Here is a 15,274-nt window from a genome sequence, read left to right on the forward strand (position 1 = left end):
AGATTAAATTATATTAAAAATCAAAATTTCTATATTGAATTACTAATTTCAAATAAGTATCAAAGAACATCTATTCCATATTTCTTCCCCAAGAAATTGTCTATATCGTTCTGGTTGGTCGATTGAGTCAGAAATAATCTATCGGCATCTGTAAATTCACATAATCCGAAATTCTTGATATAATTTTTTGCTATGGAAAAAAAGTTACCCGAATATGGTTTACTCGTATTTTTTATATAAAACCAAAATATCTTTGACATCAAGATCTTTTTAAGCAAGAGTAAATCATCTACAGATTCAGATAAAATAGCATATCCATTATAAAAAAGCAAGTCTTTATCTTTCGTAAAAACAAAATTAGGCTTATCACTTATGTAAGGAAATAACAATTTGTAGCCACTAAGTGTTAGTGCTTGATTTCTACCAAATGCATACCACTGGTCATATTCTCCCATTCCTTTATCTCTACCAGATAGAATTTCCCTTTGGGTTGATAAATAAGTAAATGCACATGGATAGTTTAATTCAAGATCTTCGGGAGATATTATTATTAAGCTATTTTGTTCTTTTCCAAATAAATCATTTTGACTTTTTTCTATTATATAAGGAAAAATAAGTTTCTCCAATTTCGACGGTAATTCTTCTTCTGATTTTAATGTGTTTGGTTTTATAGCATCCCTGCATATCTTCTTTTCAATCTTGAATTCTACTCCTTCCTTCAGGAAAAAATAAAAATCTTCATTTTCTTTGATTGGATTAAAAAGATATACATTGTTTTTCAAAGTAGCAAAGCCATTTCTTATAATGTATTTTTCCCCTAGAGAAGTTCCTATATTCTCTATTTTTGCTATAATTTTCTGGAGTTTGTCATTTATCAGATACCAACCGTTGAAATCGTCTAAATCTGAATATGGTATTTCTACAAAGTTGTTCTGAGTAATACTATTGATCGCTTTACTTGTAGCTTTGACGTACTTCACATTAGAACTTTTCACCTTGCCAATTAAACAAATACAGGTATAAGTAGACCTGTTCTTAAATAGTTGCTCTCCTCCAAAATCTACAATAGATAAATCAAATTCATTGGTAGAAAAGTAGTTTCTAACTGATCTCCCATTTAAGCTCTTGTAGAATGTATTAACAGTTATAAAGCCTAAAATTCCTGTATTACATAAATTTTCCATTCCAATTTGGAAGAATGGAATATATAAATCTGGCTTACCAGTTGAAGACACCTTCCAGTTCTTTAACAGAAGCTTTGTTTCAGGATCTATTTTAGTCACTCCAACATAAGGCGGATTTCCTACTATAACATCAAAGCCTCCGTTTCCCCTTATACTTTCTATAGTGTCCCAATCAAAATCAAGAGCATTACCACAATACAAATTAAAGTTAAATTGTAGACAATCTTCATTATTCAAAATAGCTAATAATGAAAGAAGTATCTTTGTTCTTACAATACTATATTCCTGAATATCTAGGCCATATATATTTTGAGCATAAATATCATAGTAGCTCTTATTTGTTTTCGTTCTTAAAGTTTCAGTAATAGTTTTAAAGAACCCGCCACATCCGCATGCTATATCCCCGAACCTTAAATTCGAGATATTATAGTTGTCAGAATTATCGTTAATTTTTTCGGTTGTTCTCTTTACTATAAATTCTCTAATATACTCGGGTGTAAAGACAGCTCCATTTACTTCTTTATCCACAGGAGATATGACGAACTCAAAAAATTCAATTAGCTCTTCGATACCAAACTTAGCGTCCTCAAAAAGGTTAATAAATTTTATTAGATAATCAAATTCAGCATCATCGGTTTTGGCAATAATAAAGTCTTTAATAAATAGATTATTTATTGAATCTATTCTATTAATTACTAGAAAGGACGAAACAATAAGGCGATTTATATCCCAAGTATCGTATGAATATTCTTTTAAAAATTTTAGTACGTTTTGATTCATTTTAGTTTAAATACAGCGGGAAAATTTTGGGGATCGTGAAATCTGTATTAGTATTTGATGAATCAAATGCATTAAAATAAGGTTTCCAAAGTCTGTTTTGCGCCCGTTTTATTATCTTTTGGTAATCTGAGTCGTTAAGTACCGCATTTACAAATGGAAACTGTTTGTTATTGAAAAAGTTAGAAAGAATAAAATGAAATCCTAAAAACAAATCCATCGGAGGATGGGGGATTCTTGGGCAAGATAAGACCGACATGTCCGGGTCAATATATTCCATTTTCTTACCGCCAAATTGAAAGTGATATGTTGGATGCGTATACTTAACATTTTGGGTATTTGGATGTCTGTCTAAATGCCAACTGTTGAAGTATGCCTTTTTAGTCGATGTTTTGCTTTTAAACACTTGGATATTAATGTCGAAAGAATACATATGTAAGGGATCCGTATCATGATCAAATGGATCTTTAACTTTTAACATATTATCAAAATAGATTTGGCAATAATTTAAATCATCTGGTTCAGTTCCAACAATGCGACCGTTAATATGAAAACATAAATTCTCAAATTTGTATTCAATCAAAGATTTAGTATTTAAGCTACTAAGCAGATTAGTTAGTTCGGAGAAATCTCCAGTTACTCCTTTGTCCTTTATAATGTCCATAAACATCGAAAGGTCTATCCTAAATTTTCTTAACTCCCAATTATCCATTTGCGTTAACCTTTCTTGCTAATTCACGAATAGCCTTTACGTCAATGGGGCTTATAATTTCTTTATATTGATCCATATTATTTAATGCAGAATCAATTGAAATAAATTCTTTCTCTTGCCATGGATAATAGTCCTTTTTAAATAACTCAATTCCATCAAAAGGATCAATTGGAGCATTTGAATGTTTGCAAATCGTCCAGAAATTTGTACTTTCAGAGTACTTAGTTTTTTCTACAGGTTCAAGATTACTCAATGAAAGACCCTGCTTTATTACTTCGACTCTTTCATCTGCATCTAAACGTCTCAAAGGAATCTTTGAATTTACAACTTCCTCCCACCATTTATTGATTTTAACCATCCACCATCTTGGATAGACTTCCGAGAGTATTCCGGTATATTTCGTAGTAGATAGACTTTCTTTTACTTTTTCCCAATCTTCTGATTTCTTTGATATTCCCAATCTTGCAGATAAGAGATCTTCTCCAATTACCATTCCAATAGAACGAATAATATCATCAAAAATAAGGCTACTGTACTCAAAAATATTTTCGTTGTACTGATATAGTTTTACCTTAATATTTGGATGTATTAATTCTTCATCCTCATCCTGAAGTCCTAAAATTTTAATGATATCGAAATTATCTGCTTTTATTTTTTTGTACCCACAAATAAATGACTTCAATTTATGAGCAAATTTTGGTTGATTATCTGTAAAAGCCTTCTTAGTCAGTGTAAAATCGAATAGGTCTTGACTCGAGAAGTCGTTGTAATAATCTGTTATAATTTCCTCATTCGACATTAATATAATTGGAATCTCTGTTTTTTTATTTGCGTCATGTGAATGTTTTGATCTTAATGTTTGAGCAATTGTAGGGGCATCAAAGCATGCATATTTTTTCCCTGCTGTTAATCTATAATCTAGTATTAGAGCATTAGTATCAGTTTGTATTTGTTGTAAGATCTCACTTATATCTGAAGAAGGGTCAAAAGTACATACATCAAACCCTAAATTCGCTAAATCACTCTCCCTACTTTCAGTTGCCTGATCTTCTATGTATAGTATTTTATAAGCCATATTTATCTAATTCTTTATCAGTTGCCTTGGGAATTTCTATTCTCAAGCATGTATTAAAATTGTGTTTAGGAGAGACGACTTGAATATTCCCTCTATAACTCGAAACAATATCTTTTACAATTTTCAAACCTAGCCCAGTTCCGGTTATTTCATTACTTGTATCTATCTCGTCTAAAATGTTTGGCGAGGTTGTGGTAAAGAATTCTTCGAAAATTTTTTCTTCATTCTCTTCTGAAATACCATCACCAGTGTCAGAAAATTCAAGGTAAATTAAATTCTCATGGAAACCACACTCAATACTTATTTCACCTGTAGACTTGGTTCTTCGGATTGCTTTCTTTGAATTAGTATAAAAATTAAACAGAATAGAAGACCATTCTGATGGGTGCATTGGCAAGGTGTAGAGGTATACTGATTGCCTCTTTGGTTCATTGAATACGATCCCACTTTTTTGAGCATCATTTTTAATTGAAACCCAAAACTTTTCAATAGCATTTTGTAACTCGATAGGTACCAAATCTCTTACAACGTTCTGGGATATCACTTTATCAAAATATGAAGTGTAAGACTGGAATGTCGTAACGTTTTTGTCAAGAATTAATAGACGTCTCATGATAACATCATCAGATTTTAATTTTTCTAACAAAAAAGTAATATCAGATTCCATGTTAATTATATAATCTTTGACTTCATGTATAAATTGACCTATTGTTAATCCCACACTACCCAAGACTCTTAACATAGATTTTTCTTTAAGAAACGTCTTCTGTTCCTCTTTTTGAAGTTCTGCGACTTGTTGAATGTCCTTTTTTAATTTATCTATTTTTTTCTTACGTCTTTTCTTAACTTCAATATTGCCTTCTTCTTTTTCCAATTCTCGATCTAAGGCTTCTAATGTATGGGCAATGTCTTTGATACGTATTTCTATTTTTTCATAAAGTTTACCGTCTTTTCTTTGACCCGAGGCAATCTTTACATTTCTTTCTTCTGCTGTCCGAATAACACCAGTAAGTAATGTTCTGTAAATAAAGTTTTGCAACTGAATAAAAGCTTCGTTTTCCATTAAGCCTTCTCGACTGGATGTTTCATTAAAAACCTTTTCAGTATCAGTTAATTCGACAAAACCAAAGAAGTTATTATTGCCATGGACAGGTAGAATAGATCTCTTAACTATTGAAGCATCAAGCTTCAGCCAATCATTCCCTGTTTCCCCATATGGTAGTACTCGAAATCCATTTCTGTACAATCTAATACCACCCATTTTTCTTGAAAGACTTTTGATTGTTGTTTCATGCATCTTAGGTATTAGGTCTAAATTATAAACATAATAGTAGGCTCGAAATCTAACATGTTTTAATTGGCTAAACGGGACTGTATTGTCATCTGGATCACTTCCAATTTGCCCGACTTCATTAATATCCAATTTTTGGCTTTCAATCGAATAGATACCCAAACCACTATCATCAATCCAGCCATCAATAGTTGCGAGCGCATGATCATAAATCATACTCGTCTCGTCCGCAATAGTTACCACCTTATTATTTTCCTCAATTTTCTTAAAAATTGATTTAAAACCGGGGTCATTTATTTCACAGTCAGCAGGCTGTTTTTGACTAGCAGATTCTTTTGTGATTGTTGAAAGAGGAAACGGTTGAATTATAGCGCTAACATATCTATAAATTCGCTTAATGGCTGCTTGCGACCAACGATCTCTAAGGTTGTCAATTATTAAAGTCGTTCCTTCTTCTTTTTCTTTTTCTATTTCAACTATTGAATTTGCTATATTAACTAAATCGATATCTCCTTTATATCTTTCCCATTCAATTATCAATTTTAACGCTTTTGGAGAATTTAGGGTTTGTGTTATAATCGTCAGCCTTTCACCAAGTCGTTGTACCGCAAATCGGCCAATACCCTTCTGACCAGATCTCTTTCGTTTGAAACGTTCAGACAATGGATTATGAAGTTTATCCGTTGACGAAATTCGCATGAAACCGTTTACGAGTTGTTCACGATTCATTCCAATCCCGTCGTCATTAATAACTAAAGTTCCACCGATCAAGTCAGAATTTTTAAAGATTAAAGAAACATTTCTTGCATCTGCGTCGTAGGAATTCTTAACCAACTCAGAAACAGCTGTTTCCTGTCTAGCTACTAATTCAGTTCCTAATCTGTCTATTACGCCAGCGTCTACACTAAAGCGAACGTTCTCTAGGTCGAATCCTGCTAATGCAGTTGATAGTCTTAATATTTTACTGTAATTATCAGAATCATTAGTAAGCGTATCAGTCAATTCCTTCCTAATTTCTTCTTCATTCATAACTACATTGGTTAATTTTATCCTTTAAATTAAGAAAAAGCATTACAGTCAAAATACTATTTTATTTGAATACTTACCAAAGTTTTATTTCCTACTCTAATAATAGAGAATACTACATGAATGCCACGTAGAGTTAGAATTTTTGTAGTTGGTTAAGAGCCTAAAAATAACTAATCTGTTATACCTGTCTGTAAATGTACTATAATACTATGAAAATGCATAAATATGATTTGGCTGTGATTGCAATAAATTCATTCTCTGTTCAGATAAGTTTATATAAATAAAAGAATTACCTTTAATATATCAAGATTTAAACTTTGCAACTATTTTTAGATGGCCGTCATCGAGCTAGTAATTCTATTTGATTTTGGCCAAATATTAGTATTAAGCCGATAAAGAATCTTGCCAACTTTTTAATCTGAATACAGACTTTTGATTTACGGATTATTTCCAAAAGGGGGTTGTAAAGCAAGAAGAACATAAAAAAGCCTATATGATGATACCTTTGGTTAAGGAGTAGCTCTCAAAGCAACATTAACTACTAAGTGAGACCCGTTTTCTTAATCCATTTTTATTATTTATTAAGCGTCATTTTTTGTTGTCTTTTAGTTGATTTGTAACTATTTTGAGTTAACCTTTGTTTTTCAAAGTATTTTATTAATATTTGAATTAACCTAATATAATTTGTATGGCTTGCACTTTAGGGAGTGCAATAAGTAAAGCTTGGTAAAGTATTGAAAACGAGACCAATCTTTCGAAATTATTAACGCTCAAAACCTCACTTAATTTTATTGTGATAGCTCTGTGCTGTTAGTTTCTTGTCTGTATAAACGTATTAGCAACTTTAACAGATAATTTATTAACGAATGGCTACAAATGCAAAACTAGAGTTCTATAGGTTCAAGCTTAATCATAAGGACCAAGAATTTAAGACTTTTAGGGATTTCGCGATTGATGAACTCAGAGCAGGAAGAAATCCAAGCGATGAAAAAGTCACAAAGGCTTGCTTTACGCATTTTATACAGTCCTTAAAAAGCGATTATGCCAAGGATGAAAATCTCAAAAAGAAAATCGGCTTAGAGAAAAAGAGAAGTATAAATAAGTATATTGATAAAGGCCCAAGTTTCAATAGCGCTGACTCAATAATTTCTGGAGTGATAAATGGAGGCCCATATGGTAGAGAACGAATTATTTCTAATAATGATGATGAAGATGATAGTACGACATTAGGGATAAATAAAGCCGTCCTCATGTACTTTTATTTTTTCGCATACTTGCCGCCGGATCATAACGAAGGTTTTTTTATGATTCATTCAAATAGTAAGGATGAAAGTATCACCTCTATTTTTAGAAATTATATAGTCAATCTCTTTAGGTCTACTAAGTATCGCAAGCCGGTGGCAGAATCATTTTGTCCAAAATCTTTTCAAGATGAATTCAAAAATGGTGCTGTACTAAAAAGCATGACATTTAAGTCTACATTTGTAGATACCGTACACACTACGGATGGGATATCCAATCTAATGCAAGAGTATGATATACGTATCGAAGCGATTCCTAAAAACAAAACAATCTCAGGAAATTCAGCTAAGGCATTTCTTAGTAAATTATCGACTAAGGTATTCGGAAGTCGATCAAATGAAAGGGCACTTAATGAATTTGACAGAACAACGCTAGTTCTGGGAAGCGCTATTGGAACTTCCCAGAAATCTTTTGAATGGAATACGAAAGACAATGAATTTATTCCTGTGGTATATTTGAAAAACAGAATCACAAATGAAAATGCTGACGGAACACCTGACTTTGACGAACTGAAGCAATACTGTGAAACTATTTTTAAAGATGAGATATTGCCAGAAATAAGGCCAGATTTAAATGCTACCAGAGCTTAGTAAATATTTAAAAATTCTCAGAGGAAAAGCAAATTCTTTTGAACGTACTGACATCAACGGGAATATAGATAATACTTTTCGTGCTAAATACCTCGTGCGTATACTTAGAGCTTTGTTATCCTTAATAATCACCTGGTTGCTAAAGACGGGATTTAGCAGTGACTTCGTTTCATTCGCATCATCTGTACTTTCTATCTTTGTAGGTTTGTTTATAACGGCACTAATCTTTAGCTTTGACAAGTTTTACGAAGCAAATAGCAATCTAGAGCAGGCAAATTCCAGAGACAAACTATGGGAAATGCAAGCTTATAACTACTCTAAAAAGTTTGCATACATTACAAGTTATACTATTGTCCAAAGTATCTTTGCTTTAGTTTTGATAACGGTTAGTGCGCTCTTTAAGGAAGAGATGGCTTTAGATATTAGCAAGCTGGACTTTCGTTTCAGTAATATTGGGGCATCTCATATCGTGCTTTTTATTTTTGCAAGTTTAATCCAAATACAAAAGTTTTTAGTGCTGTACTGGCTCTTTGGAATAATTTTCAACACATTATTCATAGTTAGCAGCATGGTTCAATACATGGTTACTAAAATTGACAGAAATGATAGAAATAGATGAGGCCTTTTTAAAAAGAGTTATACTACATAGAGTAAGTTATATTGAAAGTCAAGCTAGAACTAGTGATCAGGTGTGTGATCTAAGTGACGAGGCGTTGGCTGATGTTTTTAAAAACATGTTTCTGAAGCCATTCACCAACAATGTCTCCTCTCAGGAATTCCACCATACTATTAATATCAGCTATAATGTTTTATTTGGTTTGTCAAAAGAGATTTATGGTAATGGAAATTTCATCGAACTCTCAAAACAAATATTTCAGCATTTAATGTCTGTTAGCAACGACTCAAAGATTAAAGACGGCGATCTATTTGTTGCAAAATTTGAAGATATAAAATTGAATGGCCAATTTTACGAAGGATTGGGGATATACAAATTTGAGGATAAACAACCGTTTTTAGAAACTAATCTGACTTCAACTGATCTATCTTATTCCCTTCGAAAAGGGGTTGGTCCGAAGAAACCAGAAAAGGCTTGTCTAATTATTTTTACTGACGAGCCATATACATTACTTTTAATAGATAACAGTACAACTGAAACAGACTACTGGCAGAATCAATTTATAGGGAATAGACCGAAGGCTGATTTTGTTAATAATACAACGGATCTTTTAGTATTAGCAAAGAGTTTTATAACTGAGCAGATTCCTCAGGAATTTGATATCAATAGATCTGATCAAATAGATCTATTGAATAAATCTATAGCTTATTTCAAGGAGCAAGATAGTTTTGATATTGATGAATTCTCCAAGAAAGTTATTTCAAGTAATGAAGGTATTGAATCTTTCAAAAAGTATAAAAAGAATTTTGATGATGCTTTAGACACCCCGATACCAGATACCTTTGATATTTCTGAGGCAGCAGTAAAGAAGCAAGCTAGAGCCTATAAAAGTGTCCTCAAACTTGATAAAAATTTCCATATCTACATACATGGGAATAAGGAATTAATTGAAAATGGGTTTGATGAAGAAAAACATATGAACTTTTACAAAGTATATTATCATCAAGAAATTTAATCTATCTAGCGTAGCAGCGATCGAATACAAAAAGGTGGGTGATCGAACGTTTACACAATTGCCCTTTTAAAATTATCTTAACAATTTTTTCTACATTGATGACTTGGTTATTTATTTTATTCGGTTCTGGTTATTTAATCCCAATGAGGATCGCAAAGACTCTTCATAATTGATCCTTTGCCAGTGTTGATTTGGCAGGAAAACGTACAATGTTGGAACAACAATTTGCTACGATCGGACAAACTACATCAAGAACACTAATGAGCTATTACCCCAGCAAGGCAACAATGGTAGAGGATTTAAACAAATGGATTGTGATTGAACTGAAGAAAGGAGAGGGGACTCCAGTGGGACTTGAGGAGACGATCTAAGACAATAGTTTGAACAAGGTACTGAGTACTTCGGAATTATCCTGTTGGCAGAAATTGCAGTATGATGCAGGTATTTATTCAGAAGTGAAAGTGGATGTGTTTACCAGAAAGGTGTCTGCTAATTTTAAGAAAAAACGAGGTAGCAGACAATTTGGCTGGTGCCTTTTTCTCCAGCCAGGAACTCTTCTTGCATCTATAAGCTACTGTGAAATGATGATAATCTTTATCGTTGTAGTATTTCTTAAGGGGTCTTCCTGGGGAATTCGGCCCTACAGTATTTGAATTTGTGAGCATCCATTTAAACGGATATTCTGTAAATATGCTCAATTTGTAGACATTGGCTTTCCGCTAATAAATTATTACTATTTTAGCACGTCGGCCATAGCAAAAAGTGTAAAAATCTAACCTGCTTGTTTACAGGCTGACAAACGCTCCAAATAATCCAGATTTAAATGAGTTTCAATTCCGTCTTAGAAAAATACCGCAAGATTTCATTTTCCCAAAGGGATAAAGGCGACCGCTTTGAGCGGTTGATGCAGGCTTATCTGCTTACCGATCCCCAATATACTAACAAGTTCAAAAACGTCTGGCTGTGGACTGAGTTCCATGGTAAAAATGATCTTGGAGGTGGAGATACAGGCATCGATCTTGTTGCCAAGACTTTTGATGGTGACTATTGGGCAATACAATGTAAATGTTTCCAAGAGAGTTCTAGAATTGATAAACCTGCAGTAGATTCATTTCTTTCTACTTCAAGCCGCGAATTCAAGAACGAAGAGCTTAAAACCGTGAGATTCTCACATAGGCTTTGGATTTCAACAAGCAACCATTGGGGACCAAACGCAGAAGAGGCCATCCGTGGTCAGAACCCGCAAGTAACCAGGATCAACCTGTATAATCTACAGGATGCACCGGTAGAATGGGAGAAGCTGGATAGCGGTGTCCACGGAGAACAGGCCCGCAATACCACAAGGGAACTAAAGACCCATCAGCGCACTGCATTGAACAATACCATTGCACATTTCAAGACCGCTGACCGTGGTAAACTGATCATGGCCTGCGGAACGGGTAAAACTTTCAATTCCTTGCGCATTGCAGAAAACCAAACGGGTGGAAAAGGCCTGATTCTGTTCCTTGTTCCGTCGATTGCCCTGTTAGGGCAGACTTTGAGGGAATGGTCAACTTTTGCACTCGAACCAATCAATGCGATTTGCATCTGTTCGGATCCGGAGATTACTAGGCAGAAGAACAAGAACCAGGACAATGATGGCGCAAGTGTCGTCGATCTGGCATTACCAGCTTCAACCAATCCACAGGATATCCTTCGCCAGTTCGAAAATATAAAGGAGCGGGGAAATCCTGGCATGACTGTGGTATTTTCTACGTATCAGTCAATCGAGGTGATCGCCAGGGCGCAGACCGAACTCTTAGAGAATGGATTTAAGGAGTTTGACCTGATTATCTGCGATGAGGCCCACCGAACAACGGGTGTTTCCCTTGCCGGAGAAGACGAATCGGCCTTTACCAAGGTTCATAACAATGAGTTTATCAAAGGTAAAAAGCGGTTGTATATGACCGCTACGCCACGATTATATAATGACGATTCCAAAAGCAAGGCTGCTCAGGCCGATGCAGTGCTCTGCAGCATGGATGATCCCGAGCTTTATGGGGAAGAGATCTACCGTATTGGATTTGGAGAGGCAGTGAACAAGGGCCTTTTGACCGATTATAAGGTATTGATTCTCACCTTAAGTGAGCAAGACGTTCCGCCAGCGGTACAGAAAATGCTGCAGGGGGATAGTAACGAGATCAGTACCGATGATACTTCTAAATTGATCGGCTGTATCAACGCACTTTCCAAGCAGATCTTGGGTGACCACGGGATTATTAAGGAGACCGATCCTGAACCGATGAAACGGGCAGTAGCGTTCTGCCAGAGCATTGCTGCTTCGAAAACGATCACCGATACTTACAACAGTATCAGTGATACCTACGTAGATTCGCTTCCAGGAGAGAAAAGAGAGCAGATGGTCTCGCTTTCATCTATGCATGTAGATGGAACAATGTCAGCTCCAGACCGAGATGAACGTTTGGGATGGCTAAAAGCCGAGACAGATAACAATGAATGTCGTGTGTTGACCAATGTGAGATGCTTGAGCGAAGGAGTAGACGTACCTTCACTTGATGCAGTGATGTTCCTTTCCGCTAGGAATTCGCAGGTCGATGTAGTCCAATCTGTTGGAAGGGTGATGAGGTTGTCTCCTGGCACGAACAAAAAATATGGTTACATCATTATCCCGGTCGTAGTTCCTTCAGATATCGAAGCGGATATCGCCCTAGATAATAATGACAGGTATAAAGTAGTGTGGACGGTGCTCAATGCGCTCCGGGCCCATGATGACCGTTTCAATGCAACGGTCAATAAGATTGAACTCAACAAGAGTCGGCCCAGCCAGATATTAGTTGGAAGACCCGAATATACCTTTGATGGAAATGGTAATGCATCCATTGTCGATGATCATGGGCCAAGAGGAAATTCTGAAGCCATCAACAATCAGATCGCAATGCAGTTCGAGCAGTTGCAGAACGTCGTTTTTGCAAGGATGGTTAATAAAGTAGGAGACCGAAGGTATTGGGAACAGTGGGCCAAAAGCGTAGCGGAGATCGCAGAACGTCAGGCTGAACGTATTAATAGGCTGATTTTTGAAGACAAGGTTCATCAGGAAGCTTTTGCCAACTTCCTTGGCGGGCTGCAGAAAAATATCAATCCAAGTATTTCCCAACAGGAGGCCGTGGAAATGCTTTCTCAGCATATCATTACAAAGCCTGTATTCGAAGCATTATTCGATGGCTATTCTTTTGTGAAGAACAATCCAATCTCAGTTTCTATGCAGAAGATGTTGGATCTTTTGGAGGCTCAAGCGGTTGAAAAAGATATCGAAACACTGCAGAAATTCTATGAATCTGTAAAGATGCGCGCAAGCGACATCGATAACGCTGAGGGCAAACAGCGGATCATCATCGAGCTTTATGATAAGTTCTTCAAGACCGCATTTCCCAAAATGGTAGAACAGTTGGGAATTGTCTACACGCCGGTTGAGGTCGTGGATTTTATTATCCATTCGGTGAACGATGTACTGATAAAGGAATTTGGCAGGAGCCTGTCAGATGAGAATGTAAACATATTGGATCCATTTACTGGTACAGGGACGTTTATTACACGGCTTTTGCAGAGTGGATTAATTGACAAGAAAGATCTATTAAGAAAATATAAGAGTGAGATACATGCTAACGAGATTGTTCTTTTAGCTTACTATATCGCTGCAGTTAATATTGAAAATGCATTCCATGATGCGATGGAGCTTGAAGAGTATCTTTCATTCGATGGGATTTGCTTGACAGATACATTCCAATTGGGAGAAAACGATCATAGAGACAAAATATTTAAGGAAATGTTTCCTCAGAATTCTGAAAGGGTAGCTAAACAGAAAAAAGCACAGCTACAAGTAATAATTGGTAATCCACCTTATTCTGTAGGACAGAAGTCTGCAAATGATAATGCTCAAAATCAAAAATATTTAAAACTCGACAGTCGAATCGAAAAAACATTTGCGAAGAATAGTAAAGCTACATCAGTAAAGGCCTTATATGATTCATATATAAAAGCTTTTAGATGGAGTGCAGACAGGCTTGATAAAGATGGAGGTATTATCTGTTTTGTCTCAAATGGTGCTTGGATAGATGGTAATGGTATGGATGGGTTTAGAAAAAGCTTAGAAGAAGAATTTTCATCTATTTATGTGTTCAATTTAAGAGGCAATCAAAGAACGAGTGGCGAACTTAGTCGAAAAGAAGGCGGTAAAATATTTGGCTCTGGCTCAAGGACTCCCATATCTATAACTTTGTTAATCAAAAAACCTTCGGTAAACTCGGAAAAGTCAGTTATTAACTATTATGATATTGGCGATTATCTAAGTAGAGACGAAAAACTCCAAATTATCAAAAAGGCGAAATCAGCCAATGGAATTGATTGGAAGATTCTAACCCCTAATGAGCATGGGGACTGGCTAAGTCAGCGAAATGATCTATTTAGTACATTCATTGGTATCGGACCCGAAAAAAAACTTGATTTAAAAAGTCCATCATATTTTTTAACCTATTCACTAGGGCTAGCAACAGGTAGGGACGCTTGGGTGATCAATTTTTCTAAGAGTAAGTTGAGCGAAAATGTGAATAATACCATATTTTTTTTCAATGACCAATCTAAGCTATTTAATGAAAAGAGGAAAACCAATTTGAAGCTGACAGCTGAGTCTTTTATAGATACTTCTTCAACCCAAATCAGTTGGAATAGGAACTTTATACAAGATTTAGAAAAAAATAAAAATTACTCGTTCAAAGAAGATAGCATAACTACCTGCTTATACCGGCCTTTTTATAAGAGTTATTTGTATTTTGATAAAGATTTGAACGCAATGCTTTATCAGAACAAAAAGCTTTTTCCAAATAATGAAATGAAAAATTTGGTAATATGTGTAACAGGGATTGGTGGAAGTAAAGATTTTTCAGCATTAATTTCTGACAAGGTTCCTATTCTGCACGTTGTTGAAAACGGGCAAAGCTTTCCTTTGTATTATTACGAGGAGCGGGAGAAACAAGCACCTAGCTTATTTGATTCAAAAGGTGATAGCGAATATATAAAAAGGGATGGCGTAAGTGATTTTATCTTAGACAGAGCGAAATCGATTTATGGCAAAACAGTAAGTAAAGAAGATATATTCTATTACGTCTATGGCTTTTTACATAATCCAGAGTACAAGCATAAGTTTGCAAATGATTTAAAAAAAATGTTGCCTCATTTATCATTGGTAGAAGATGTAAGAGATTTTTGGAAATTTACTAAGGCAGGCAGAGCGTTAGCTGACTTACATCTAAATTACGAGACTGTTCCGGCTTATGCTGATTTAGAAGTAATAGGAAGTGAAAGTGAGTTTTACAAAGTTGAGAAAATGCGTTTCCCCAAGAAAGACCAAAAAGGCACAATTAATTTCAATAGCAAAATTACCATTAATAATATACCTACCAGAGCTTATGAATATGTTGTCAATGGAAAAAGTGCGATTGAGTGGATTATGGAACGCTATGCAATAACAACCCACAAAGAAAGTGGCATCAAAAATGACCCAAATGACTGGGCTGTGGAAGTTGGCAATCCCCGTTATATTCTAGACCTGCTTTTAAGTATAATAAATGTATCGGTGCAGACTGTCGATATCGTAAATTCACTACCGAAGGTCAAATTCGAGTAAACA

9 protein-coding genes are annotated in these 15,274 nt (G+C 35.1%); 5 read left to right on the plus strand and 4 right to left on the minus strand.

The window, feature by feature from the left end:
* Nucleotides 1–59 precede the first annotated feature (59 nt).
* The 4 genes from HQN83_RS02655 to HQN83_RS02670 are packed head-to-tail and all read right to left on the minus strand — an operon-like array spanning nucleotide 60 to nucleotide 6,068.
* On the minus strand, nucleotides 60–1,964 hold the full coding sequence (locus HQN83_RS02655; protein ID WP_173088319.1) for an HsdM family class I SAM-dependent methyltransferase: 1,905 nt from the start codon (nucleotides 1,962–1,964) through the stop codon (nucleotides 60–62).
* Nucleotide 1,965: 1 nt separating this feature from the next.
* Nucleotides 1,966–2,673, minus strand: coding sequence for a hypothetical protein (locus HQN83_RS02660; protein ID WP_173088321.1), 708 nt, complete (start codon nucleotides 2,671–2,673; stop codon nucleotides 1,966–1,968).
* Nucleotides 2,666–3,748 carry a hypothetical protein gene (locus HQN83_RS02665; RefSeq protein WP_173088323.1) on the minus strand — a complete coding sequence of 361 codons (1,083 nt, stop codon included), beginning with the start codon at nucleotides 3,746–3,748 and terminating at the stop codon, nucleotides 2,666–2,668. The genes HQN83_RS02660 and HQN83_RS02665 overlap by 8 nt, the downstream gene beginning before the upstream one ends.
* Complete coding sequence (locus tag HQN83_RS02670) at nucleotides 3,738–6,068, minus strand: sensor histidine kinase (RefSeq protein WP_173088325.1); 2,331 nt, start codon at nucleotides 6,066–6,068, stop codon at nucleotides 3,738–3,740. The genes HQN83_RS02665 and HQN83_RS02670 overlap by 11 nt, the downstream gene beginning before the upstream one ends.
* Nucleotides 6,069–6,934: 866 nt before the next feature.
* Here HQN83_RS02670 and HQN83_RS02675 point away from each other — a divergent pair.
* From HQN83_RS02675 to HQN83_RS02695, 5 genes are all read left to right on the plus strand, one after another.
* Nucleotides 6,935–7,960 (plus strand): hypothetical protein, encoded by a 1,026-nt coding sequence (locus tag HQN83_RS02675; protein WP_173088327.1) that lies wholly within the window; start codon nucleotides 6,935–6,937, stop codon nucleotides 7,958–7,960.
* Nucleotides 7,944–8,579, plus strand: a complete 636-nt coding sequence (locus tag HQN83_RS02680) for a hypothetical protein (protein ID WP_173088329.1) — start codon at nucleotides 7,944–7,946, stop codon at nucleotides 8,577–8,579. The genes HQN83_RS02675 and HQN83_RS02680 overlap by 17 nt, the downstream gene beginning before the upstream one ends.
* Nucleotides 8,563–9,591 carry a nucleoid-associated protein gene (locus HQN83_RS02685; RefSeq protein WP_173088331.1) on the plus strand — a complete coding sequence of 343 codons (1,029 nt, stop codon included), beginning with the start codon at nucleotides 8,563–8,565 and terminating at the stop codon, nucleotides 9,589–9,591. Before HQN83_RS02680 ends, HQN83_RS02685 begins: the two co-directional genes overlap by 17 nt.
* Before the next feature lie 209 nt (nucleotides 9,592–9,800).
* Nucleotides 9,801–9,962: a hypothetical protein gene (locus HQN83_RS02690; RefSeq protein WP_173088333.1), complete on the plus strand. Its 162-nt coding sequence runs from the start codon at nucleotides 9,801–9,803 to the stop codon at nucleotides 9,960–9,962.
* Nucleotides 9,963–10,414: 452 nt separating this feature from the next.
* Nucleotides 10,415–15,271 carry a DEAD/DEAH box helicase gene (locus HQN83_RS02695; RefSeq protein WP_173088335.1) on the plus strand — a complete coding sequence of 1,619 codons (4,857 nt, stop codon included), beginning with the start codon at nucleotides 10,415–10,417 and terminating at the stop codon, nucleotides 15,269–15,271.
* Nucleotides 15,272–15,274 lie beyond the last annotated feature (3 nt).

Source organism: Pedobacter foliorum, assembly GCF_013266735.1.
Classification (GTDB): Bacteria; Bacteroidota; Bacteroidia; order Sphingobacteriales; family Sphingobacteriaceae; genus Pedobacter; species Pedobacter foliorum.